The sequence below is a fragment of the Caballeronia sp. LZ003 genome, assembly GCF_031451465.1.
In the GTDB taxonomy this organism is placed as follows: domain Bacteria; phylum Pseudomonadota; class Gammaproteobacteria; order Burkholderiales; family Burkholderiaceae; genus Caballeronia.
Genome location: NZ_JARUXJ010000001.1, coordinates 458,162 through 482,909, shown reverse-complemented (window position 1 = coordinate 482,909; position 24,748 = coordinate 458,162). Strand labels below are relative to the sequence as shown.

The 24,748-nt window shown below is 62.6% G+C and carries 22 protein-coding genes, 1 tRNA gene and 1 pseudogene; 11 read left to right on the top strand and 13 right to left on the bottom strand.

The window, feature by feature from the left end; genetic code table 11:
- Positions 1–35: 35 nt before the first annotated feature.
- Positions 36–1,118: an alpha/beta fold hydrolase gene (locus tag QCE79_RS02260; RefSeq protein WP_309841512.1), complete on the top strand. Its 1,083-nt coding sequence runs from the start codon at positions 36–38 to the stop codon at positions 1,116–1,118.
- Positions 1,111–1,707, top strand: coding sequence for a DUF2946 family protein (locus tag QCE79_RS02255; RefSeq protein ID WP_309841511.1), 597 nt, complete (start codon positions 1,111–1,113; stop codon positions 1,705–1,707). Before QCE79_RS02260 ends, QCE79_RS02255 begins: the two co-directional genes overlap by 8 nt.
- Before the next feature lie 78 nt (positions 1,708–1,785).
- On the opposite strand, the pseudogene QCE79_RS02250 reads toward QCE79_RS02255, so the two are convergent.
- Positions 1,786–4,443 (bottom strand): annotated as a pseudogene (locus QCE79_RS02250) (M48 family metalloprotease); the annotation flags it as partial.
- A 179-nt stretch (positions 4,444–4,622) separates the two neighbouring features.
- On the opposite strand from QCE79_RS02250, the gene QCE79_RS39260 reads away from it, so the two are divergent.
- The gene (locus QCE79_RS39260) at positions 4,623–4,796 is read left to right on the top strand and encodes a hypothetical protein (RefSeq protein WP_404989356.1); all 174 of its coding nucleotides are present in this window, start codon (positions 4,623–4,625) and stop codon (positions 4,794–4,796) included.
- 361 nt (positions 4,797–5,157) lie between these two features.
- Positions 5,158–5,634 (top strand): cyclic pyranopterin monophosphate synthase MoaC, encoded by a 477-nt coding sequence (moaC, locus tag QCE79_RS02245; protein WP_309841509.1) that lies wholly within the window; start codon positions 5,158–5,160, stop codon positions 5,632–5,634.
- A 27-nt stretch (positions 5,635–5,661) separates the two neighbouring features.
- Here moaC and QCE79_RS02240 read toward each other — a convergent pair whose 3' ends face one another.
- The 8 genes from QCE79_RS02240 to recA all read right to left on the bottom strand — a co-directional run bounded on the left by QCE79_RS02240 (position 5,662) and on the right by recA (position 14,825).
- Positions 5,662–7,470, bottom strand: coding sequence for a Wzy polymerase domain-containing protein (locus QCE79_RS02240; RefSeq protein WP_309841506.1), 1,809 nt, complete (start codon positions 7,468–7,470; stop codon positions 5,662–5,664).
- Positions 7,471–7,657: 187 nt separating this feature from the next.
- Positions 7,658–8,206, bottom strand: coding sequence for a pilin (locus QCE79_RS02235; protein WP_244827965.1), 549 nt, complete (start codon positions 8,204–8,206; stop codon positions 7,658–7,660).
- A gap of 261 nt (positions 8,207–8,467) precedes the next feature.
- Positions 8,468–9,178, bottom strand: a complete 711-nt coding sequence (locus QCE79_RS02230; protein WP_309841502.1) for a TerC family protein — start codon at positions 9,176–9,178, stop codon at positions 8,468–8,470.
- A 110-nt stretch (positions 9,179–9,288) separates the two neighbouring features.
- Positions 9,289–10,170: a succinate--CoA ligase subunit alpha gene (gene sucD / locus QCE79_RS02225; protein WP_159835338.1), complete on the bottom strand. Its 882-nt coding sequence runs from the start codon at positions 10,168–10,170 to the stop codon at positions 9,289–9,291.
- A gap of 107 nt (positions 10,171–10,277) precedes the next feature.
- The gene (gene sucC, locus QCE79_RS02220) at positions 10,278–11,459 is read right to left on the bottom strand and encodes an ADP-forming succinate--CoA ligase subunit beta (protein WP_309845133.1); all 1,182 of its coding nucleotides are present in this window, start codon (positions 11,457–11,459) and stop codon (positions 10,278–10,280) included.
- A gap of 81 nt (positions 11,460–11,540) precedes the next feature.
- Positions 11,541–12,146 carry a DUF2889 domain-containing protein gene (locus tag QCE79_RS02215; protein WP_250463302.1) on the bottom strand — a complete coding sequence of 202 codons (606 nt, stop codon included), beginning with the start codon at positions 12,144–12,146 and terminating at the stop codon, positions 11,541–11,543.
- Positions 12,147–12,635: 489 nt separating this feature from the next.
- Positions 12,636–13,337, bottom strand: coding sequence for a recombination regulator RecX (gene recX / locus QCE79_RS02210; RefSeq protein ID WP_404988886.1), 702 nt, complete (start codon positions 13,335–13,337; stop codon positions 12,636–12,638).
- Between the two features lie 420 nt (positions 13,338–13,757).
- Positions 13,758–14,825 (bottom strand): recombinase RecA, encoded by a 1,068-nt coding sequence (recA, locus tag QCE79_RS02205; protein ID WP_284502972.1) that lies wholly within the window; start codon positions 14,823–14,825, stop codon positions 13,758–13,760.
- Between the two features lie 258 nt (positions 14,826–15,083).
- Between recA and QCE79_RS02200 the strand changes: the two genes are divergently transcribed.
- The 6 genes from QCE79_RS02200 (at position 15,084) to QCE79_RS02175 (ending at position 21,089) form a co-directional block, all read left to right on the top strand.
- Positions 15,084–15,824 (top strand): response regulator transcription factor, encoded by a 741-nt coding sequence (locus tag QCE79_RS02200; RefSeq protein WP_309841491.1) that lies wholly within the window; start codon positions 15,084–15,086, stop codon positions 15,822–15,824.
- 6 nt (positions 15,825–15,830) lie between these two features.
- On the top strand, positions 15,831–17,420 hold the full coding sequence (locus tag QCE79_RS02195) for a sensor histidine kinase N-terminal domain-containing protein (protein WP_309841488.1): 1,590 nt from the start codon (positions 15,831–15,833) through the stop codon (positions 17,418–17,420).
- A 230-nt stretch (positions 17,421–17,650) separates the two neighbouring features.
- Positions 17,651–19,309, top strand: a complete 1,659-nt coding sequence (locus tag QCE79_RS02190) for an MFS transporter (RefSeq protein WP_244827131.1) — start codon at positions 17,651–17,653, stop codon at positions 19,307–19,309.
- A 98-nt stretch (positions 19,310–19,407) separates the two neighbouring features.
- Positions 19,408–19,484: transfer RNA gene (locus tag QCE79_RS02185), tRNA-Met, on the top strand.
- Between the two features lie 315 nt (positions 19,485–19,799).
- Positions 19,800–20,468, top strand: coding sequence for a glycine zipper 2TM domain-containing protein (locus tag QCE79_RS02180; protein WP_250525419.1), 669 nt, complete (start codon positions 19,800–19,802; stop codon positions 20,466–20,468).
- Positions 20,469–20,609: 141 nt separating this feature from the next.
- Positions 20,610–21,089, top strand: a complete 480-nt coding sequence (locus QCE79_RS02175; RefSeq protein WP_309841483.1) for a hypothetical protein — start codon at positions 20,610–20,612, stop codon at positions 21,087–21,089.
- Between the two features lie 320 nt (positions 21,090–21,409).
- Here QCE79_RS02175 and QCE79_RS02170 read toward each other — a convergent pair whose 3' ends face one another.
- From QCE79_RS02170 to QCE79_RS02160, 3 genes are read right to left on the bottom strand one after another with little or no spacing between them, the layout of a single operon-like run.
- A complete protein-coding gene (locus QCE79_RS02170; protein ID WP_309841481.1) occupies positions 21,410–21,796 on the bottom strand; it encodes a hypothetical protein in 387 nt (128 codons plus the stop codon).
- Between the two features lie 15 nt (positions 21,797–21,811).
- Complete coding sequence (bamE, locus tag QCE79_RS02165; protein WP_309841478.1) at positions 21,812–22,366, bottom strand: outer membrane protein assembly factor BamE; 555 nt, start codon at positions 22,364–22,366, stop codon at positions 21,812–21,814.
- 37 nt (positions 22,367–22,403) lie between these two features.
- Positions 22,404–23,294, bottom strand: coding sequence for a peptidoglycan DD-metalloendopeptidase family protein (locus QCE79_RS02160; protein WP_309841476.1), 891 nt, complete (start codon positions 23,292–23,294; stop codon positions 22,404–22,406).
- A gap of 382 nt (positions 23,295–23,676) precedes the next feature.
- On the opposite strand from QCE79_RS02160, the gene QCE79_RS02155 reads away from it, so the two are divergent.
- A complete protein-coding gene (locus tag QCE79_RS02155; protein WP_244827961.1) occupies positions 23,677–23,928 on the top strand; it encodes a GlsB/YeaQ/YmgE family stress response membrane protein in 252 nt (83 codons plus the stop codon).
- A 77-nt stretch (positions 23,929–24,005) separates the two neighbouring features.
- Here QCE79_RS02155 and QCE79_RS02150 read toward each other — a convergent pair whose 3' ends face one another.
- Entirely contained in the window at positions 24,006–24,665 is a 660-nt protein-coding gene (locus tag QCE79_RS02150; RefSeq protein ID WP_244827087.1) for a VTT domain-containing protein, read from the bottom strand.
- Positions 24,666–24,748: the final 83 nt, after the last annotated feature.

Genomic DNA, 24,748 nt, shown 5'->3' with positions numbered 1-24,748 from the left:
AGCAGCACTAAGAAGACGTATGTCGGGGAGTGGCCATGAAGCGCGATCCTTTGTTGAAACACGATTCGTCATTCGTGGATACGGGGCCCGCAGCAGCGCTTAAGGAAAGCGTGCAGGCAGCCGGGCGAACGCTCGGCGCGCCGGTTGCGGACTGGCTCTACAACGCGCCGCGCTGGCTGCCGACGAGCCACGCGCAGACCATCGTGCCGGCGCTCTTCGCGCGCAAGCCGGCGGTGCAATACCGGCGCGAACGCTGGACCACGCCGGATGGCGACTTCATCGATCTCGACTGGGTAGCCGACGAAGCACCCGCCGACGCCCCGCTCTTCGTGCTGTTTCACGGCCTCGAAGGCAGTTCGGACTCCCACTACGCCCGCACGATGATGGCCGCCACTCAAGCGCGCGGCTGGCACGGCGTCGTGCCGCACTTTCGCACGTGTAGTGGAGCGCTCAATCTGCTGCCGCGCTTTTACCATCTCGCCGACAGCGCCGAAGTCGACTGGATTCTGCGACGCCTGCGCGCCAATCACGCGGGGCCGATCGTGGCGGCGGGCGTCTCGCTGGGCGGCAATGTGCTGCTGCACTGGCTGTGCGACCGCGGCGCCGAGGCTTCGTCGATCATCAGCGCGGCGGCCGCCATCTCCGCTCCGCTCGATGTTCACGCGGGCGGCGCAGCGATCTCGCAAGGCTTCGGCATGATCTACACACGCAGCTTTTTGAAGTCGCTCAAGCGCAAGGCGCTTGCGAAGCTCGGACAGTTTCCCGGCCTTTACGACCGCGACGCCGTACTCGCCGCGCGCACGCTGTACGAGTTCGACAACGTCGTGACCGCGCCGCTGCACGGCTTTCGCGATACCAACCACTATTGGTCGACCGCGACCACGCGCGCGCATCTGAACCGCATCGCGGCGCCAGCGCTTATCCTCAACGCGCGTAACGATCCGTTCTTGCCCGAGTTCGCGTTGCCGTCGCAGGCGGAAGTGTCGTCGCGCGTCACGCTCGATCAGCCGAACCACGGCGGACATGTCGGCTTCATGACGGGGCCGTTTCCAGGGCGGATCGACTGGTTGTCGCAGCGTGTGTTCGGCTATCTGGAGAACTTCGTCGCTCATGGATGACATCGTCAGGCAGGCGCTTGCCAAATGGCCGAACGTGCCGCATTGCACGGGCTGGCTTCTGCTCGACCGACGCGGCCAGTGGCGCATGCGCGACGATGCCGCGCAAGCCGCGGGCGAACTCGGCAGTCCCATCCGGCATGAGGCGCTGATCGGCTTCATCAACCGCAACTACGAGCGCGACGACGAGGGTCAGTGGTTCTTCCAGAACGGTCCGCAGCGCGTGTATGTGGAGTTGGCTTATACGCCGTGGATCGTGCGGCTCGATGTATCGGCGGATGGTTCGTTGCAGCTGACCGATCAGGCGGGCGCGGCGTTCGAGCCGGAACAGGCGTGGATCGACGATGAAGGCGGTGTGTTGTTCGCCGATGCTTCCTCGCCGGCTCGCGTGGCCGCTTTGCACGATCATGATCTGGAGGTGCTGGCGGATCATGCTTCGCTGGATGAGGCTGCTTTGCCCGAGCACGGTGGCGTGTTTCATTGGCGCGGCGGCATTGATCTTCCCTTGCAGACGATCAGACGGACGGATGTCGAGGCGCGTTTTGGCTTTCTCGCGAGTCCGGCTGCGCGGGCTACTGGCGTGCAAGGTTAGGGGTTATCGGCGCACGGATCGTGTACGGCCGTGGCAGGGTCGAGCGCTCGCTCAGCGCTACCCGCGGCGCGCCGCCGTTCAGCTGTTTTTCTCCTCCTCGCGCTCCTCCTTGTAGCGCGTTTCGAAATCGCGCAGACGCGCGGAGATCGTCGAGAGATCGTAGAAACTCGCGGTTTTCAGGTCGCGCGCTTCCTTTAGCTGCCGAATCGCGGATGGCCATGCGCCGTCGAGTGCGAATTTCTCGGCCATCGCCTGATGCTGGCTCAGCGGGTCGTTGAGGCCCGCGCTCGCCTGCGCGAGATAAAGCCACCAGTCGGGGCGTAACGGGTCGGCGCGCGTTTCCCGGCGCGCGAGCGATTGAGCATCGGCGTAGCGGTGCGCCGACAGCAAGGCTTGCAGATGGATATCGATCGCCGCGTGCGAGTCCGGCCAGCGCTTCTGCGCTATTTCCGCGAGGCGGATGGCGTCGTCGTCACGGCCGGCGCGGCGGGCGATATCGGCGGCTAGCACGTCGAGGCTAGGCGTGCTGCGGGGCGTTGCGGGCGCTGGCGGCTGCGGTGGCGCGGCGGGTTGTGAGCTCTGGCGCGGGATAGAGGTGCTCGTGACGTGGACCGGCGGAAGCGCGATCGTGTTCTTCGAGGTCGGGGTGTTGGATGCGGTCGTGCGGCGGGAGGTGCTGTTCGCGTCGGTGGTTGTCGCAGCGCCCGCGCGATTCGTCTCGGATGGGTTGTTTTGGTGGCTCGACGAATCTTTCTCTGCGGTTGAGACGTTTGCGGTTTTCAGGCCTTTTGCGTTTGGGTTGTTTGGGTTGTTTGGGTTGTTCGTGCTGCTCGTGCCGTTCGCCAGCGTCGCGCCGCCTGTGCTGACCGCGTTCTTGACGTTAAGCGAATTGTTCGTGCCGTGCCCGCCGTTCGCGCCGTTCGCGCTGTTTGCGTTGTTTGCGTTGTTTGCGTTGTTTGCGTTGTTTGCGTTGTTTGCGTTGTTTGCGTTGTTTGCGTTGTTTGCGTTGTTTGCGTTGTTCGTGCTGCTCGCCAGCGTCGCGCCGCCTGTGCTGACCGCGTTCTTGACGTTGAGCGAATTGTTCCCGCCGTTCGCGCTGTTCGCGCTGTTCGCGCTGTTCGCGCTGTTCGCGCTGTTCGCGCTGTTCGCGCTGTTCGCGCTGTTCGCGCTGTTCCCGCCGTTCTCGCCGTTCCCGCCGTTCCCGCCGTTCGCGCCGTTCGCGCCGTTCGCGCCGTTCGCGCCGTTCGCGCCGTTCGCGCCGTTCGCGCCGTTCGCGCCGTTCGCGCCGTTCGCGCCGTTCGCGCCGTTCCCGCTGTTCCCGCTGTTCCCGCTGTTCCCGCCGTTCCCGCCGTTCCCGCCGTTCGCCAGCGTTGCGCTGCCTGTGTTGGCCGCGCTCTTGACGTTGAGCGGATTGTTCGGGTTACTCGCGCGATTGCCGCTCCCCGAAAAGCTCAGCACATCGTGCGCACTACTGCCGAGCAGCGAAGACATGCCTTCCGATAACGCGACGCCATTCGTCCTTGCATCGGTGACGGCAGGCATATGCCTCGCCTGTGCGGATCTCACGCCGTCGGCAGCGAGATTCAACCCGGCATCGACGGAAGCAGCCGCCTTCGCCGACGATGCCGCCCCACGCTGCGCCTTCAAACCCCGTGCGCCGCTAGCCGCATCCGCGCCGCCGATACTCTTCAACTCCTGCCGCGCCTGCGCCGATGCCACCGCCGCATTCGCCTCCTCGCCTTCGAACAGACGGCGCGACTTCGCGAGCGCATCGTTGGCGGCGTCGTAATCGCCGAGCAGCGACTGCGCGAGCGCGACGCCATACCAGTTCGCCGCCGGATTGAGCGCGGTCTGATCGCTGATCTCGGTCTTCAGCCGGCTCGCGACCTCGCGATAATCACTCGCATAATTGACCTGCAGCACCCGCGCGCGCGCCCGCACGAACGCGTATTCGGGCGACTGACGCGGCTGGCGATACGGCACGCGCCGCGCACGATCCTCCATATCGGCGATGCGCTCGACGGTCAGCGGATGCGTGCGCGCATAAGGCGGCACGCCGTTGTCGGACATCGTCAGGCGGTCCAGACGCGCGAAAAACGCGGTCATCGCGTAGGGATCGTAGCCGGCGGCGGCGAGCATCTGAAAGCCGACGCGGTCCGCCTCGTGTTCCGCCGCGCGCGAAAATTTGAGCTGATTGTCGACGGCGAACGCCTGCCCGCCCATTGCGATACCCATGCCGAGATCGCCGCTGCGCGCCATCACACCAGCGAGCAAGCCGGCGAGCATGGCAGCGAGCGCGGCATAGCCGCTCTTTTTCTGCGCGCCGATCATGCGCGCGATGTGCCGCTGCAGCACGTGCCCCATCTCGTGACCGATGACCGACGCCAGTTCCGACTCGGTCTGCGTCGCGGAAATCAGCCCCGTGTTCACGCCGATGAAACCGCCGGGCATCGAGAACGCGTTGATTTGCGGATCGCGCACGGCGAACAGGTCGAAGTCCGGCCGATAGCCACCGAGGTACTGCGTCGCGGCGGCGGCGGAGAGCTTGGTGGCGATGGAATCGAGGTAATCGCGCATCAGCCAGTCGTCGAGATAGTCGGGGTCGGCGCGGACTTCGCGCATCATCCGTTCGCCGAGCGTGCGTTCGGCTTGCGGTGAAAGCGTGCCGCCGGAGCCATCGCCGAGATCGGGAAGCTGCACCGAGGACAAGGGCGCACGCAGGCCGCTCATTTCCCCAGGCCGATTGGCGAAGCGGCTTTCGGCGCCGCCGTAGACGCCGAAGACGCCGTCGGCCAGGTTGGCGGGGGGTGAGGCGAGGACGGTGGTGGTGGTCGCGGTTGCTGCGGTTGCGGTTGCGGTTGCGGTTGCGGTTGCGGTTGTGGTTGCGGTTGCGGTTGCGGTTGCGGTAGGCGCGGTTGCGGTGGGCGCGGTTGCGGTGGGCGCGGTTGTGGTGGGCGCGGTTGTGGTGGGCGCGTTTGAGGTGCCGGCGTTTGCGGTGGTCGCGTTTGCGTTGGTCGCGTTTGCGTTGGTCGCGTTTGCGGCGATCGCATTTGCGGTGGTCGCATTTGCGTTGGTCGCATTTGCGGTAATCGCATTTGCGGTAATCGCATTTGCGGCGGTCGCGTTTGCGGCGGTCGCGGTCACGTTCGCGGCGGTCGCGTTTGCAGCGCCCCTTGCGCCCGCCTTCGCCGAATCATCCACGCGAGCCACGGACGCACCAACCTGCGCCAACGCAACGGGCGGCATGGCGAGACTCAGGCACAGCACGAAAATGAGCGCACGGCTCGAACGTGTCGAATTCATGGCGCGAAACCGGCGTCGGCGAGCCGGTCAGCTTGATGACGAAAACAGGCTTATCGTATCAAGTGTTCGGCGCTCGGCGGTGGATTGAATCGGACCGAAGACGCCGTATCGCGCTGGTATGATGAGCGCCCGTTCGAAGGAGAGGCTATGTCCGGACTCACACATTTCGATGCCGCCGGCGAGGCGCACATGGTCGATGTCGGCGACAAGGGCGAGACACGCCGCATCGCCGTCGCGCGCGGTTCCATCGCCATGCTCGATGGCACGCTGGCGCTGATCCGCGAAGGCCGCGCGAAGAAAGGCGACGTGCTGGGCGTCGCGCGCATCGCCGCTATTCAAGGCGCGAAGCGCACGGCCGACCTGATTCCGCTGTGTCATCCACTTGCGCTGACGCGCGTGGCGGTGGATTTCAGCATCGACGAAACGCTACCTGGCGTGCACTGCGAAGTGCGTGTGGAAACGGTCGGGCGCACCGGCGTGGAAATGGAAGCGCTCACCGCCGTGCAGATCGGCTTGCTGACGATCTACGACATGTGCAAGGCGGTGGATCGCGGCATGACGATCAACAATGTGAAGGTGCTGGAGAAGCATGGCGGGAAGTCGGGGGATTGGGTGGCGGCGTAGTCCTCGCGCCCGGAGCCGACGCCGACCTCACTCATCATCATCGTCATCATCGGCAGTGGCGCCCCCCACCCCCGGCTCTCCATACAACTTCACCAGATCCGCCTTGAAAGAAGCCAGCGGCTTCCCCGTCTCATCGATGAGCTGATAAACCGACGCCAGTTGCTTCGGCCAGTCATGCAGTTGGGTCGCGAAAATCTTGAGCTTCGCCATCGTGTCCAGCGCTTCGTCGCGCTGACCAGCAAGCGCCTGCAACACCGCATATCGCCGCAACACCGTCTCGCCCGGCAGTAACGCAATCGCCTTGCGATGCATCGCGAGCTTCTCTTCGAGGTTCTGCGCGTTGATCGGCACGAGCGTGGCCGCGCCGTATTCGCCCCACGCGGTGAAGAGGAACGAAGGATCGTCCCGATACTGCTCCGCCGGCCGCGATCCGTAGTAAAGCACCTCGGCTCGATGATAGTCGAGCATCACCGGATACAACGCCGCCAGCCCGCCCACCACGAGCACCACGTACACGCCGAACGACAACGGCTTCGCCACCAGCCGCAACGGCCGCGTCTCCAGCAAGCCGATCACGAGCATCGCCGGCATCAAAAAGAACATGTATTGCTGCGGATATTCAACCAACGCATGCATCAGCAGAACGCCAAGCAGCGAAAGCCCGAAAATGCGCGCGGGCGTCTGCGGCGCGCGCAGCACGCGAATCAGCCAGAAGACGAACCCCAGCACCAGAATGCCGAGGCCCAGCGCGCCCGTCTTCGCGAGCAAATCGATGAAGATGTCATGCGCATTGTTCGCGATCTCGACGCCGCCCAGCTCGCGCACCATGTCGAACTGATAGCGCGGAAACTCGCCCCAGCCGACGCCGAGGATGGGATGCGTATGGAACATCGTCCAGCCGTATTTCCACAACGCAAGGCGCGGCGCGATCTGATTGGCGTCCTGCATGCGCTCGGCGGCCGATTGCGCGAGGTCGAAGTGGAAGCGCACGTTGGCCCAGCGCACCGCCGCGTTCACCGCGAAGAACACGAGCGCGAGCACCACCGGCATGAGCCACGCGCGAAGATCGCGGCGGCCGGGTCCGTCGAAACCTTCCGCCACTGCCGGCCGCCCCTGCACGAACGCCATCCAGAATCCGGCGACGACGATCACCGCCATCTGCAACCAGGGTCCGCGCGAAACGGTCAGCGCATGTCCTAGCGAAAACACCGCCGTCAGCGCGAGCCACACGATAACGGGCAAACGCCGCGTCTGCACGAAGTACAGCGCGCCCGCCATCGCGAAGGCGATCACCGTTGCGAGGTGATTCGCCTGCGCCATGTTGCCGAACGGCCGCCGCTCAGCCATCACGTTATAAGCGACGACAAACGGCGTGAACTTCACCTCCAGATGCAGCAACTGCACGATCTGGCAAAAGACCGCGAACGAACCGCCCGCCATGAGCGCGGCCGCGCCGATGCGCAACGCCTTCTCCGACAAACCCGCGCGCACGAGCCCGTAGCCGGTATGCACCGCGATGAACGAGGCGAGCAGATACGCGCCGCCGAGCCAGTTCATCGAAGGCTGCGATACCGGCAGCAACACCGTCTGCGCGATGAGCAGCACGCCGAACGCAAGCGGCATGAGCGCAACGACCGGCGAGGCGAACGACACGCGCGGCTCCGACACGCGCACGAGCAGCGCGACCGTCGCCCCGAGCGCCAAGTAAAGCGCCAGCGCGCTGTATTCGGCGTAGAAGGTCGGAATCGGGTACGTGTGGTTGACGACGCCAAACGGCAAGGTCAACGCAAGGCACAGAACGGCAAAACAAAGGTAGCGCGCGTATTGAGAAGGCATGAGAGGCTGTGAACGTCGGCAACCGGCGCACTATACAAAACTTTGCTGCCCATGTCCGGTACACAGCCCGATTTGCGACGAAATCCCCGCGTTTCCAACAAAAAATCCCCGCACCTGACCGCTTCTTGCCGATGGCAGACGAGCGATGCCAACGCACCGCTCGTCTGCCCGTCGTCAGCGATGCACGTCAGCCACGGCATTCCGCCGGCGCGAGATTGGCGGGCAAGCTCGGTGCCTCCGCGGGCGACGGTCCCGCGCCCGGCGCCGGCAACGACGACGCCGCCTTGCCGCCCGCGAAGCATTCCCACGTCAAGGTGCCTGCCTGCACCGATCCGCGCGCAAGCGACACGCGGGCCGTCGGAGTCTCGGCGTTGTCGGGCGTGGATGGCACGAGCACGAGCGTGTTCGATCCTGCTGGCGCGACGCGCGTCGAATAGGCAATCGTGATCTGGCCGTTGTCGCTGTCGATATGGATCGAGTCGACGTTGCGCGTGCCTGGCGGCGAGGCATATCCGCTTGCGAGATCGGCCGCGCTCGCCGCGTTCTCGGCCACGGCAAGCCGCGCCGATGCCGCGAGCGACAAGCCCTCGCCCACCCGGCTGCGCGCCAGATAATCCTGATACGCGGGAATCGCATACGCGGCCACCACGCCGACGATCGCCAACACGATCATCAGTTCGATCAGGGTGAAACCTCGCGTCGCCGCGTCGCCGGCAGAGCGCAGCCAGCCGTGCATCGCGCGCCAGGCACGCGGCGAATTCGTGTTGCAGGTGATCGTTGTCATCGGTACTCCCAAAAGGACAAAAAGCGCCCGGATGCATGATGCAATCCAGACGCTTCGATCTTATTCAGGGAGCTTTAGCGGTGACAGTCGGCCGAATGGCTAACGTGGGGGCCTGGGGTGAGCGTCTTTCGGTAAAGGCCTTAGCGTGAGCGCGTTCCCGGTCGACGCGATTGGGCGGAGTGCGCCTCAGTCACCGCACTGCATAGAACAGCCTCACCCCGGCGCCCGTTTTGCACTGGCGAGCGCGCGCCGCTTGATCAGCACGCCCGCCGCGACCACGAAAATCGCGCCCACCGCTCGCGCGATATACCCGACGAGCTCGGTGTTCAGCTCGGGCCATCGATCGATGAAGGGATCGTCGATGATCAAGCCGCCCGCGATCCACCCGAGCAACGCCGCGCCAAAAAGTACGATGACCGGAAAGCGATCGAGCAGCTTCAGCACCAGCGTGCTGCCCCACACGATGAGCGGAATGCTCACCACCAGCCCGAAGACGACGAGCGTGAAGCGATGCCGCGGGTCCGCCGCCTCCGCCGCGCCCGCAATGGCGATGACGTTGTCGAGGCTCATCACGGCGTCCGCGATGACGATGGTCTTGACCGCTGTCCAGAGCTTGTCCGATGCGTTGATCTCGTGCGCGTCGTGGTCGGGCTGCATCAGCTTCACGCCGATCCACAGCAGCAGGATGCCGCCGACGAACTTGAGGAACGGGATATCGAGCAGAAACACCGCGAACGCGATCAGCACGACGCGCAGCACGATGGCGCCGAGCGTGCCAAGCAAGATGCCACGCGTGCGCTGGCCGTCGGGCAAACCGCGACAGGCGAGCGCGATCACGACCGCGTTGTCGCCACCGAGCAGAATGTCGATGACAATGATCTGAAGCACCGCGCCCCAATGGAGCGTCGCAAAAAAATCGAGCATGTAGTAATAAAAAAAGCGAGGAAGCCAACGCTCCCTCGCTTTCTATTCGGCGGTTACGAAAGGATTCGGTAAGAGTACCAAACCCCAGGCCGTTCTGCCGATAAACCCGCTTAGATCACCGACTTCAACAGACGACCCATTTCCGACGGGTTCTTCGTGACCTTGATGCCGCACGCGTCCATGATTTCGAGCTTGGCATCGGCCGTGTCCGCGCCGCCCGAGATCAGCGCGCCTGCGTGACCCATGCGCTTGCCCGGAGGCGCCGTGACGCCCGCGATGAAGCCAACCACCGGCTTCTTCATGTTGTCCTTGATCCAGTAAGCGGCGTTCGCTTCGTCCGGACCGCCGATCTCGCCGATCATGATGACGGCGTCCGTTTCCGGATCGTCGTTGAACATCTTCATCACGTCGATGTGCTTGAGACCGTTGATCGGATCGCCGCCAATACCGACCGCCGACGACTGGCCAAGACCCAGCGCCGTCAACTGACCCACTGCTTCATACGTCAGCGTGCCCGAGCGCGATACCACGCCGATGCGACCCTTGCGGTGGATGTGACCCGGCATGATGCCGATCTTCAGTTCGTCCGGCGTGATCGTGCCGGGGCAGTTCGGTCCGAGCAGCAGCGTCTTGCGATTTTCGCGGCGCATGCGGTCCTTGATTTCCAGCATGTCGCGAACCGGAATGCCTTCCGTGATGCAGATGGCGAGATCGAGATCGGCCTCGACGGCTTCCCAGATCGCGGCGGCAGCGCCCGCCGGCGGAACGTAGATCACCGATACGGTTGCGCCCGTTTCGGCCTTCGCTTCCTTCACGCTCGCGTAAATGGGGATGCCTTCGAAATCTTCGCCGGCCTTCTTCGGGTTCACGCCCGCAACGTACGCTTCGCGGCCGTTCGCGTATTCGCGGCAGGCGCGCGTATGGAACTGACCGGTCTTGCCGGTGATGCCCTGCGTGATGACCTTCGTGTCTTTGTTGATCAGAATCGACATGTAGTGACCTCTGTTCGTTTGGCGTCGCGACGCTTTCTCATATGGAAAGCCCGCGCCGCCATTCGTGTCTGGTGGAACGCTCTTGTCAGACTAGGAAGCGGGCGCGCTTACTTGCCTTCGGCCGCCGCGACGACCTTCTGCGCGGCTTCTTCCATGCTGTCGGCGGAGATGATCGGCAGACCGGAGTCCGCGAGCATCTTCTTGCCGAGGTCTTCGTTCGTGCCCTTCATGCGCACGACGAGCGGCACCTTCAGGTCCACGGCCTTCGACGCGACCATCACGCCTTCCGCGATCACGTCGCAGCGCATGATGCCGCCGAAGATGTTGACGAGGATCGCCTTCAGGTTCGGATTCTTGAGCATCAGCTTGAAGGCTTCGGTTACCTTCTCGGTCGTGGCGCCGCCGCCGACGTCCAGGAAGTTGGCCGGCTCGCCGCCGAACAGCTTGATGGTGTCCATCGTGGCCATGGCCAGACCCGCGCCGTTCACGAGACAGCCGATGTTGCCGTCGAGCGAGATGTACGCGAGGTCAAACTTCGACGCTTCGACTTCAGCCGGATCTTCTTCGTCGAGATCGCGATACGCGACGATTTCCGGGTGACGGAAGAGCGCGTTCGCGTCGAAGTTGAATTTGGCGTCGAGCGCAATGACCTTGCCGTCGCCGGTCAGGATCAGCGGGTTGATTTCCGCGAGCGATGCATCCGTCTCGTAGAACGCCTTGTAGAGACCTTGCAGAATGGTGCGTGCTTGCGGCAACGATGCATCGGGAATGCCGATCTTGCGCGCGAGGTCGTCCGCTTCGGCGTCCTTCAAACCCGTGGCGGGATCGACTGGCAGCTTGTGCAGCAACTCGGGCGTCTTTTCCGCGACTTCCTCGATGTCCATGCCGCCTTCGCTCGACGCCATCACGACGACCTTCTGCGATACGCGGTCGAGCACGAGGCCGACGTAAAGTTCCTTCTTGATGTCCGCGCCTTCTTCGATCAGAAGACGGTTCACCTTCTGGCCCTCGGAACCGGTCTGGTGCGTGACGAGCTGCATGCCGAGGATCTGGTTCGCGTATTCGCGGACCTGATCGATCGACTTCGCGACCTTCACGCCGCCGCCCTTACCACGGCCGCCAGCGTGAATCTGCGCCTTGACGACCCATACCGGGCCGCCCAGCTCTTCCGCGGCCTTGACCGCATCATCCACCGAGAACACGGGTTTGCCGCGCGGGACCGCGACGCCGAATTTCCGCAGGATTTCCTTACCCTGGTACTCGTGAATCTTCATGCGTGATTCCTTCAGTCTGAGAGTTGGAGTGAACTTCGATTTGCTGAACCGCTGATTTCATCGATTCTTGTTTGAATGCTGATCGCCGCGTGCGCGCTAGGTATCGCGCGGCTTGGTGTCGTTTGTGCCTGCGCGCTCGAACCAGCGCGGATAGTACTCCTCGACCGCGGGGCCGTCGAAGCGCAATGCGTGACAGCGCCCGAGTTGAAACGGCGGTGTGTCCGATGCTGCCTTTGCGTCCTTCGAATCGAACGGATTACCCGATTCGGTATTCCAGACCTGACCCGCGAATCCCTGGATGGCGACGGTCGGCAGGACGGCGCACAACTCGGTGAGATGCGTGCAAGCAGCCGCGCCGCCAATACGCTGATTGACTTCGCGGCGAAAATTCTTAAGGAGATTGAGCCCGATGAGCGAGCGATAGGCGGGATTGGACTCGGCGCAGAGACCAGCATAAGGCGCCCACTCCGAGGACGCTTCTGCGTCGACGATAGTGAGTTCGCGGTCGATGGTAATGCGTAGCCAGAGTTCATGGATTGGCTGACCGTAGGGCCGCACGCCCGTCACGAGTTGAAAGTCGCGCGTCTTCTCGTCGGTTAGAACGGCTTCGATGTCCCATAGGCCGTCATCTCGCTCGAACGCTTCAATCCGAATCGCGCGACGATGGCGCAATTGTCGGGAAACGGGCGGGGAAAGAGGCATGCTGGACCAAAGCCGGAACGGGAAAACCGTGGAATTTTAGCATATTGGGTATTTCAAGCCGGGGATGACTCAGGCACCACAAACGTGCGCGGGGAAAGCTCGAGAAGCACGCGATTATTAACGCTTTGGCGCAGTCCGGGATTTTCTTCCTGCTTCGGAGCTTGCTTGCACGCGGTCGTTTGAAATCACTTCTTACTTTGGTGGACTAGAAACCCAACGCGCGGATGTGGAAACATGAGCCCGAACTCTTTGCATGCGCGCGAAACCTGAAATTACTCAGCGGTCGAATCCGCCAGCACGATGAGGCAAGCGCGTGGAGCATGGAATAATTAACCTAACGCTTCGCGTGTGAATGGTTTTGAACCACGTCGTGATGGAATGCGGCTTCGCCATGAGTCCAGCACGTGAAAGCACGAATAGATGCACATGGCGCTCGGGCAATCACATGGCGCTCGAATGCGCCCGCACTAAACTAGACGGCGTTCGCCATCAATCGTCGATGACTTCGTCGGTCCAGTCTTCGTCGCTTCCCTTCAACACCTTGCTGATCGTGCTCATGGAGAAGCCGCGCGCCGCGAGAAAGCGCGCTTGCTTCGCACGCTCCGCGGGCGTTTCTGGTACGACGCCGTACTTCCTCTCCCATACGGACTGCGCTCGCGCGGTTTCGGTCTGCGCGAGTTTGTCGGCGGTTTCGCCGATGAGTGTCTCGCCCACTGCATGACGCTTCAATTCGTGGATGATCCGGCTGCCGCCCATGCGCGCCGCTCTTCGATGCACGACGCTTTCGACAAAGCGCTCGTTCGAGAGCCAGCCGTCACGTTCGAGGCTATCGAGCAGTGTTTCGAGCGAATCGGCTTCTTCGACGTAGGGACGCAACTTGCGCGATAACTCCGCGCGGCTATATTCCCGACGAGACAGGTAAGCAAGCGCGCGTCCTTTAAGCGAACGTTGCGGACGCTTGGAATCTTTGACTTCGGCAGCGGAAGTTTTGCGAGCGCGTTGACTTGAACGGCTGTAGACCGATTCGGATGCTGTGTTGACGCCTGCATCCGGCGTGCACTGCTCGAAGGGCTCGAAAGGATCGGCGTCTTCGAAGGCGTCGATTGCAGATGATTGGTTTGGATTGGCAATCCGGCTTACCAAGGGTGACGCGTTCTGCGCACGGTTGGTCGCCAGAGTCGGCGTTTCCACTGCCGGCTTGGAGGTTGCGTTCCTCGACGGTGCGTTGCCCTCACGAATGGACGCTGCCTGCATCAGCAACGCGCGGGCTTGCTCCAGACGCGCCCGGCGATCTTCGGACGACGATGTCTGACTTTCCCGGACAGCAGCAGCATCAACATCGGCCGCACTTGCGTCCAACTCAGCAGCATCACGCGCATTCACCGGCAACTCTCGCCGCCAGCCACCACGCAACGCCTTCGTCGAATCGCGCGACCGGGTGTCACGCGACTGAGGATCACTCGCGCCGTTCGGATCATCAGAACCAGCAGACCGCCCGAACCTTCCGTCCGTTCTGCCAGCCTTCGATCCGAACCGGCGCTTCAACATCGTCAGTGACCAAGTGAGTATCTAAAGGACGAGACGACGACTACGTGACGATTAAGCGACAACTCACTCGTCCGCCACCGTGGCGCCCGGCGCCACGGCGTCAGCCATTGCCGCCACGCCGAGCGATTCGCGGATCTTGTTCTCGATCTCGCGGGCGATGTCCGGGTTCTCGCGCAGGAATTCGCGCGCGTTGTCCTTGCCCTGACCAATACGCTCGCCGTTATAGCTGTACCAGGCGCCCGCCTTGTCGACCAACTTGGCCTGCACGCCCAGGTCGATGATCTCGCCCTGACGCGAAATGCCTTCGCCATAAAGGATGTCGAAAATGGCTTCGCGGAACGGCGGCGAGACCTTGTTCTTCACGACCTTCACGCGCGTCTCGTTGCCGATGACTTCGTCGTTCTTCTTGATGGAACCAATACGGCGAATGTCCAGGCGCACCGACGAATAGAACTTCAGCGCGTTGCCGCCCGTGGTGGTTTCCGGGTTGCCGAACATCACGCCGATCTTCATGCGGATCTGGTTGATGAAGATGACGAGGCAGTTCGTACGCTTGATGGTGCCGGTCAGCTTGCGCAGCGCTTGCGACATCAGGCGCGCTTGCAAACCAGGCAGCGAGTCGCCCATTTCGCCTTCGATTTCCGCCTTCGGCACGAGCGCCGCGACGGAGTCGATGACGATCATGTCGATGGAGCCGGAGCGCACCAGCGCATCCGCGATTTCCAGTGCCTGCTCGCCCGTGTCCGGCTGCGAGATCAGCAGTTCCTGCGCATTCACGCCGAGCTTCTGCGCGTATTGCACGTCGAGCGCGTGTTCCGCGTCGATAAACGCCGCCGTGCCGCCGACCTTTTGCATCTCGGCGATCACCTGCAGCGTGAGTGTGGTCTTGCCCGACGACTCAGGACCGTAGATTTCCACGACACGGCCGCGCGGCAAGCCGCCGACGCCGAGCGCGATATCCAGACCGAGCGACCCTGTCGAGACCACCTGAATGTCTTCCACCACCTCGCCTGCGCCGAGCCGCATGATCGACCCTTTGCCGAATTGCTTTTCGATCTGCGCGAGCGCGGCGGCCAATGCCTTGCCCTTCTCCGCAGTCATGCCAGCCGGGCCTTTCTTGCTTTCTTCCATGAATCGTCCTTTGCTATGATGAACGGCGTCTGAGGCGGGTGCCGGCAAGCTCGAAACGAACTCGAGCCCGTCTGTAGCACTCCCGCAGACACTGTATAAAAAAACAGTAGTTTTTGCAAGCCCGATCGCGCGACGCAGTCTTTTTTCCACGCCGCGCGCACCGCGCAAAAACCGCAAAACACCTGGAGACCGCCGCGCCGGGCGAAATGCGGTGTCGGCAATGACTGCGCTTTGCCGCGCACGAAGGCGCACAACACGATGCGAATCCTCATTGCCGAAGACGACAGCATACTCGCGGACGTTCTCATTCGATCACTCCGCCAATCGGGATACGCCGTCGACCATGTGAAGCATGGCGTCGAGGCAGATACCGCCCTTTCGCTGCAAACTTTCGACCTCCTGATTCTCGATCTCGGCCTGCCGCTCATGCCCGGTCTGGAGGTGCTGCGCCGCCTGCGAGCACGCAATTCGCAGATGCCGGTTTTGATCCTGACGGCGGCCGACAGTGTCGACGAACGCGTGAAGGGACTCGACCTCGGCGCCGATGACTATATGGCCAAACCCTTCGCGCTCAACGAGCTCGAAGCGCGCGTTCGAGCGTTGACGCGACGCGGCGCGGGTGGCGGTCCGACTGTCGTGAAGCATGGTTCGCTGGCGTTCGACCAGGTCGGACGCGTCGCGCATATCGGCGAGCAAGTCGTAGACCTGTCCGCGCGCGAACTCGGCGTGCTCGAAGTGCTGCTCCAGCGCATCGGGCGGCTCGTGTCGAAGGAACAGCTCGTGAATCATCTGTGCGAGTGGGGTGAAGAAGTAAGCAACAACGCAATCGAGGTGTACGTGCACCGCTTGCGCAAAAAAATCGAAGCGAGCGGCGCGCGCATCATCACGGTGCGCGGGCTCGGCTACACACTGGAAAAAGCCGTCGCCATCGTCGACAACGGCGCCGTTGCCCAACCCGCGGCGAGCGATTCCCTGCCCGCCAGCCCTCAATACAAGTAGCCGCGCATGGCGTCGCCCGTTTCCACCGAACCAAGCGAAGCCGGGCACGGACACGACCACGCCGCCACCGAAAGCGACACCGACGCCAAGCGCGACGCGCGCTACGCCAACCCGTTCGCGCCTCCCGACGAACTCGAACCCGACAACGAAACGCATCCGCGCTCGCTCTTCGGCGAGATTCTCGACTGGATGCTTGCGCCGCTTCTGCTGCTCTGGCCGATGAGCATCGCGGTGACGTATCTGGTCGCGAAGTCGATTGCGAACGGTCCGTTCGACCGCGCGCTCGAAGCCGACGTCTACATGCTCGCGCGCCAGATCCAGCCGGTGAACGGCGTCGCCGAACTGCGTCTACCCGATGTCACGCGCGATTTCCTGCGCGCCGACAACGTCGACAGCGTGTTCTTTCAAGTGCTCGGCACGCGCGGCGAACTGGTCGGCGGCGACCGTGACATGCCCTTGCCGCATGACGACGATCGTCCGCAGCCGGGCATCGTCGAATTTCGCGACGACGCCCTGCGCGGCAACGACATTCGCGTCGCCTATACGACGGTCGATGTGCCCGGTCTCGCTCCGGGACGCGATCCAGCCGAGACGCAGCCGGTGCTCGTGCAGGTCGCCGAGACGCTGGACAAACGCAGCCAGCTCGCCAACGACATCATCAAAGGCGTGATCCTGCCGCAGTTCGTGATCCTGCCGCTCGCCATCGTGCTCGCGTGGTTCGGCCTCTCGCGCGGGCTCGCGCCGCTGCACGCGCTGCAGTCGAACATTCGCGCGCGGCGTCCGGACGACCTCTCGCCGCTCGAAGCGGCCCGCGCGCCGCCCGAGATCGCGCCGCTCGTGGCGTCGTTCAACGATTTGCTCGTGCGGCTCGAACAGAACATGGAGTTTCAGAAGCGCTTTATCGCCGACGCCGCGCATCAGATGAAAACGCCGCTCGCCGGCCTGCGCATGCAGGCGGAGTTTGCGTTGCGCCAAGAGGTATCGACGGAAGTGCAGCGCTCGCTCGAACAGATCGCCATGAGTTCCGAGCACGCGGCACGGCTCGTCACGCAATTGCTCGCGTTGGCGCGCGCGGAAAATCGCGCGACGGGGCAGATTTTCTCGCACGTCGAACTGACCGATCTCGCGCGGCTCGCCGTGCGCGACTGGGTGCAGGCGGCGCTCGCGAAGGGTATCGATATCGGTTACGAGGAGCCCGCGTATCCCGTCGAGGTCGAGGGCAACGCGGTGATGCTGCGTGAACTGCTGTCGAATCTGATCGATAACGCCATCCGCTACACGCCTCCGAACGGACGCGTGACCGTGCGCGTGCGGACCGGCGAGCACGATCTCGATCACGTTCATCTCGAAGTGGAAGACACCGGACTTGGCATTCCGAGCGCCGATCGCGAGCGCGTGCTCGAGCGTTTCTATCGCATTCTCGGACGCGAGGGCGACGGCAGCGGCCTCGGTCTCGCCATCGTCAAGGAGATCACGGCGATGCACGGCGGCACGCTCGTCATCGAAGATCATGTGTATCAGGAAGCGCCGCGACTGGCTGGCACGCTGGTTCGCGTGAGCTTACAGCGGGTTTTTCCTATGCGGGACAAACCCTGAGCCCGCCCAGCGCCCAACACCTCGACAAACAACATAAAACGCGCATTGACGCAAGAATGAGCGAGATAAAAAGAAAATAGAAGATGGTTAGCCGAAGATGTACTTTATGCGCCGATTCGACCCGCATCCGGGCGAGTCAGAACGCCGTAAGTTTTCGTTCCAATAATCGTTGCACCGGAGCGCCTCGGGCGTTTCCGACACGTACGCGAATTCAAATCAGGAGACGATTCATGGCTACGGTTGAGGGGCGCATTTCCCACGCACCGATGACGAGCGAGGAAAGGAAGGTCATCTTCGCTTCGTCGCTCGGCACGGTGTTCGAGTGGTACGACTTTTATCTGGCGGGCTCGCTTGCCATCTACATCAGCAAGACGTTCTTCTCGGGCGTCAATCCGACCGCTGGCTTCATCTTCACGCTGCTCGGCTTCGCGGCGGGTTTCGCGGTGCGTCCGTTCGGCGCGATCGTGTTCGGGCGGCTCGGCGATATGGTCGGGCGCAAATACACGTTTCTCGTGACCATCGTCATCATGGGTTTGTCGACGTTTCTGATCGGCTTCCTGCCCGGCTACGCGACCATAGGCATTGCGGCGCCGGTCATCTTCATCGCGATGCGCTTGCTGCAGGGCCTCGCGCTCGGCGGCGAGTACGGCGGCGCGGCGACCTACGTCGCGGAGCACGCACCGGCCAACAAGCGCGGCGCATGGACCGCGTGGATCCAGACCACGGCGACGCTTGGCCTTTTCATCTCGCTAATCGTGATTCTGGCGGTACGCACGATGGTTGGCGAAGAACAGTTCGGTGCCTGGGGCTGGCGTATTCCGTTCCTCGTGTCGATCCTGCTGCTCGCGGTGTCGGTGTGGATTCGCATGAAGCTGCATGAATCGCCGGTGTTCGAGCGCATCAAGTCCGAAGGCAAGACTTCGAAGGCGCCGCTGACCGAAGCGTTCGGCGAATGGAAGAACCTGAAGATCGTGTTGCTGGCGCTGTTCGGTTTGACGGCGGGTCAGGCGGTCGTGTGGTACACGGGGCAGTTCTACTCGCTCTTCTTCCTCACGCAAACCCTCAAGGTCGATGGCACCAGCGCGAATATCATGGTCGCGGTGGCGCTTTTGATCGGCACGCCGTTCTTCGTGTTCTTCGGGTCGCTTTCGGACCGGATCGGCCGCAAGCCGATCATCATGGCGGGCTGCCTGATCGCCGCGTTGAGCTTCTTCCCGCTCTTCAAGGCGCTCGCGCACTACACCAACCCGACGCTCGAAGCCGCCACGCAGAAGTCGCCGATTGTCGTGATCTCCAACCCGGACGAGTGCTCGTTCCAGTTCAATCCGGTGGGCACGTCGAAGTTCACGTCGTCGTGCGATATCGCGAAGAGCGCGCTGTCCAAGGCCGGTCTCAACTACGAGAACGTCGCGGCACCGGCGGGCACGCTCGCGCAGATCAAGGTGGGCGAAACGGTGGTGAACACCTACGACGGCAAGGCGGCCGACGCGAAGGCGCAAGGCGCGGCCTTCGACAAGACGCTCGCCGGCACGTTGAAGAGCGCGGGCTACCCGGCGAAGGCCGATCCGGCGCTCATCAACTGGCCAATGGCGATCGTCGTTTTGACCATCCTCGTGATCTTCGTGACGATGGTCTACGGCCCGATCGCGGCAATGCTGGTTGAGATGTTCCCGGCGCGGATTCGCTACACGTCGATGTCGCTGCCGTATCACATCGGCAATGGCTGGTTCGGTGGATTTCTTCCTGCGACGGCCTTCGCTATCGTCGCCGCGAGAGGCGATATCTATTCGGGCTTGTGGTATCCGATTGTGATTGCGCTGGCGACGTTCGTGATCGGCATGTTGTTCGTCAAGGACACGCGCAAAACGAATGTCTACGACGAAGATTGATGACGATGGCGCTTTGCTGCCGCTTTCCTGCCGCTTGAATAAAACGAGCGGCAGGGGTTGACAGCGGTTTCACCTATCGCCATAATCTCGCTTCTTTCGGCGAATTAGCTCAGTCGGTTAGAGCGACGGAATCATAATCCGCAGGTCCGGGGTTCGAATCCCTGATTCGCCACCAGCATCAAAAGAAGCCGCTGTTCCGCAAGGATCAGCGGCTTTTTGCTTTCGGCGCGCTTCCCGGCATGCCAGCGTTTTTTTGTCTTCATGCATGACCGGCGCCTTTCCGCATCTCGTTGGTTACGCGCTCGTCGCCATGACTCAACACGCGTGACTTGCGCGCCAAAGTGACGCGACGCTTCAAACGCCTCCTCGTTCGAATCAAGCGGAGATGTTTGCTTACAAATGTCACACCGAACGCGTCCACCGGGCAGCAAACGCGGCGTTATAGCAGGCAGGCATCAATGCCTTGCAAGCACTCAACGGAGACGCTGCCATGAACGCCGTACCCCAGTTCGATCAAAAGCCCTCGCGTATTCATCCGCTCATGGCGGCGGCCGCCGTCTCGGTGATCCTCGCTTGCGGCACAGGCGTGGCCGCGATGACCGGCCTTCTGCCGTCATCGAAAGCCACCGCGACGGCCGTGACGGCTTCGCCGCTGGTAGACGCGCAAGTCGCCAAGGCGTCGCCCGCAAGCGCGCCGGCTTTGACTGGAAGCGACGCGGATCGATTGCCGCGTGCGGTTCGCGGGCATCACTTGAAACCGGCGTCGACGACGGCACATAGCGTGGCGGCCGCGGCGCCCGCAGCGGTCGAAGCCCAACCGGCGTACGATCCGTATGCCGGCCAGGTCATGGCGGTGAACGCGGTGCAGACCGCGCAACCCACCACGGGTCTCGGTGCAATAGGCGGCGCGGTCGTGGGCGGTTTGGCGGGGACGCAGATCGGTAACGGTCGCGGACGCACGGCGGCGACGATCATCGGCGCACTTGGCGGCGGGCTCGCGGGCAATCAGATCGAACATGTCGTCCACAAGACGACGACGTATCAGGTGCAAGTCCGCATGAACGATGGCAGCGTGCGCAGCTTCAATTACGACAGCGCGCCCGGCGTCGCGGTCGGCGAGCGAGTGCGCGTGGCGGGTGAATCGCTGAGCCCGGCTTGAGAACGGCGCGCCTTTGCAAAGCCTGACGCGTCTTAAGACAACACTAATTATCGAGTGCGATGATGTTTCCATGCTCATTGCACGAAGCGTCCCGGCCCACCGGTTCGGGTGCGCGAGCAAGAACCTGTTCCGGAGAATTCCGTGAAGAAAAAATCGACGAATATGAAGTCCGGCCGTCCTGCCATGTCGCCGCTGTTGCGCGCGCTGACCTATAGCCGCGCCGCCCGCGAACCGATGACCAACGCCATGCTGCTTCAAGCCTATGCCGCACTCGACGCCCTCCGGCGCGGACACGGCTCGAAGCCGCTCTTCATGGCGCTGTGCCGGCATCTGCTGATCGCGGAAGAACTCGGCCAGCTCGGTCACGTGACGGATCACGCCGACGACATCACCGCAGCCTACGAAGCGCTCGTCGAACTGGACGAGCGGCACACCGGCACGGGCGAGTGGACGCTCGACGACGCGGCGCACGCCAACCTGTGCGATGCACTCGCCATCTATGCCGACCAGCTCGAAGACGCGACGCTCGAACACATCGCGCAAGCCGAAGCACGCATGGTCACGCAATCGCTCGTCGCGGCGAACCTGCGTCACGAGGCCAAACACGAAGAACTGGCTTAGTCGAAAAGCCGATTGGACGGTTAAGGGTTTATCCGCCACGTATCTTGCTTGCGTGTGTTCGAGAACGAACACTCATACAAAACCGTTGCCTCGATACTGTGTCTGCGCACGGGGGAAGTCGATTCAAGCGCAAACGGACCACAAAAAAGATGGGCGGCATTCGACCGAGTTGTGGGTAAAGGCACAGGCGCGCCAGGCAGGTAACGAATAAAGAGCGCACGGTTTTGCCAACAGCCCGGCGAGTAGCAGGCGAACCACGCCATCGCTCCGACAAAGAAGCTCAAAAGCCGGCACTCGCCGGCTTTTCTTTTTTGCGCGACTCAGCGGTACTTCGAAAACACCGTCCGGCCGCACTCCGCACACCATGAACGCTGCGCGGATTCGATATCCGCATCCCAGACGTGTCCCCACGCGCATCGCCAGGAAGGCGGCGCCTTGATGTCGGCACGGCCCGGCGATAACAGCGCACCGCCGCGCATCTGCGCGATGCCATGCAAGCGCTGCATCTCGACCTCGCGCCGGTGCGACGCGCAGTTCATGCAACGAATATTCTGAGCCGCATCTACCGCGTCGTCCCAGTGATGGCCACGGTCGCAAGCCCAGAGCGTGAGCGTCGCATCGTTCGCGTCTTGCAGATAACGGTCGCGATAGCGCGCGGCGTCATTCATCAAGGCGTTTCGTCTCTTGTCGTTATTCTGATTGTTCATTGCCTCTGCAACCTCTCAATGACGTCCGCCGCCCTCCGCCTCCGAGCGCGAAGTCGTCACCACGATGCCGTTCGGGTCGAAATGCGCGTTGAACATGGCGTCGCGATTCACGCCATCTTCGAGCCAGTGCCAACTCCACACGCGTTCCTGCTTCAGTCGATACTCCGCGACGGTGGTCGGCTTGCCAAGCAACCGGCGCACTTCATCTTGCGTCATGCCGGGCCTTACCTTCGCGATATTCGCCGCGGTCAGAACCTGCGTCACCGACACGAAGAGTCCGTCGGCGTCGAGATCGACGAAATAGGTGTTCGTTCCCGCCGGGCCGCGCGGATATTCGAGCCGCTTGGACCCGTCGGTGAAAGTCCGTTCGATTTCCGGGTCGCCCATCTGACTGCGAATCTGCGCCTCGGTCGTGACGCCAGGCTGCAAATCCTTCAGCAGCAGATTGTCGGGCTTCACGGCATTGAAAATTGCCTTGAGCTTGTTCAACCCATCCTCGCTTTGCTGCTGATCGCAGCCAGCAAGCATTGACAGCGCGACACATGCCGCGCCCATGACTTTCTTCACCATCACTCTCCTTCGACCTTCATTTTTCAACCTTCATTCTTCAACCACCTGCGCCAAGCAGGGGCAACGGGTCAACCGCCGCGCCCGACTTGCGTACTTCGAAATGCAGCTCCGGAGAGCCGCTCGGTCCCGTGCCCATGTCGGCGATGGTCGCACCTTGCTTGACCGTATCGCCTTCGTGCACGAGCAGCTTGTCGTTATAGGCGTAGGCGGTCAGAAAATCGTTGCCATGCCGCACGATGATCATGCGCCCATACGAGCGCAAGCCGCTGCCCGCATACACGACCTTGCCGCCGGCTGCCGCCTTCACGGGCTGCCCGACCTTGCCGGAGATATCGATTCCCTTGTTGCCGCTCGCGCCGAACTTGCGCACGACCTCGCCCTTCGCGGGCCACACGAACGTGCCCCTGGCCGCGCTCACATGTTCTTCGCTGGCTTCGGGCGCGGGCTTTTGCACGACGGACTTTTCGGTCTTGTCGCTCGATGACTTCTGCGGTGTGGGAATGAGCGGCGGCATGTCTTTCTTTTGCGCCGTGCTCGCGGATGCCACGGCTGCGCCCGGCGGCACCACGCGCAACAACTGTCCGATATTCACCTGCTTGCTTTCGGGCAGCGTGTTCCATTTGGCGAGGTCGTCGGGCTTCTGCTTGTAGTTTCGCGCGATGCCGTAAAGCGTGTCGCCGGGCTTCACGCGATAGAAGCCCGGCTCCGCTGGCGGCGCGTTGAGCGGCACGACCGGCGCGGGAATGACGGCGGGCGACGTCGTCTGAACGACAGGCGGCGCGCTCGACGCCGAACTCTCGACGATAGGCGCGGGCGTGCGCGGTGTGGAGGAACATCCGGCGAGCATTGCCGCGACCGCTGCCCCCGCGATGCCCGCGCGGCTGAATAGCTTGAAACCTTCCATTTGCATCGACACCAACGTTCTCATTCTCTTGTTCTAGTCTCTTGCAGCGTGTTCAAAGCCCACAGCGCCGATTACAGCAATGCGTCGCGCCGCTCCTGTTGCAATACGTGAAACGATCAACATCCGCCAGCATAAAACATTACCGAAACAATTCCGCCGTCGTGACATAAACGACACACGTGGCCATTCGGTGCACCGGGCGTTTCGGCATTCTAAATTTTGATCAAATTACACACTATCTTCGACGCGCTTGCCGTGTCTGGCGCGAGCCGTGGCATCGACAAAACTTGACACTCAGGCCGGTCCGCGTGGCCGTTCTTTGGGCTAAATTCACCGCGCTCGAAAGCAGGAGCTTCCTGCAGTCCTGCAATCATCCAATCTCTCGGAGTTTTTTCTCATGAATTTCTTGCAACACGGAATCATCCTCTGGCTGATCATCGGCGGCGTCGCGGGCTGGCTCGCCGGTCTCATCATGAACGGCAGCGGCTTCGGCGTGATCGTCGACATTATCGTCGGCGTGGTCGGCGGTCTGATCGGCGGCTGGCTGTTCGGCACGCTCGGTATCTCGTTCGGCGGCGGCATCTTCGGCTCGCTCGTGACGGCCGTGATCGGCGCAGTCGTGCTGCTGTTCCTTATCCGCCTGATTCGCCGCGGATAAAACGCATCGAGCGAGGCGCGCAGTGACACGCGTCTCGCTCGATTTCAGTGCCCCAAAGCAGCAATTGCCGTTACGGCTTACGCCTTCGAGCGCCGCCGCGTCAGCTTCCAAAGCGCACCCAGCGCGATCGGCACCACTGCCGCGCCGATTCCCACCAGCACGATCACGTTCAAATACTGCCGAATGAACGGAATGTTGCCGAAGAAGTAGCCGAGTAGCACGAGCAACAGGACCCAAACCAGCGCGCCCAGAATATTGAAGAACTGAAAGCGCGTGTGATTCATCGACGAAGCGCCCGCCACGAACGGCGCGAAGGTCCGTACCACCGGCACGAAGCGCGCGATCACGATAGTCTTGCCGCCGTGATGCTCATAAAAGTTGTGGGTCTTCTGCAGCGCCGCGCGGTCGAGAAAGCGCTCCAGCACGGGAATGTTGGTGTCGAACACCTTCGGGCCGATAGCGCGCCCGATCCAGTAATTCACCGTGTTCCCCAAAACAGCCGCCACGAGCAGCAGCACAATGAGCGCGCTCAAGTCCATCGCGTGGGACGCGGCAAACGCGCCGCCGATGAACAACAGCGAATCGCCCGGCAGGAACGGGAATACGACGAGCCCGGTTTCGCAGAACACGATGAGGAACAACACCGCATAAACCCAAGCGCCGTAGTGCTGGATAAAGACACCGAGCGACTTGTCGATGTGAAGGATCATCCCTAGAAATTGCAGCAGCGTGTCCAAAAGCTTTCCTCGAAAAAAATGGCCCGGCGCGACAGGAATCTGCCCGCCGTCAAGAACCGTGGAAGGTCGCGCCATGATACCGA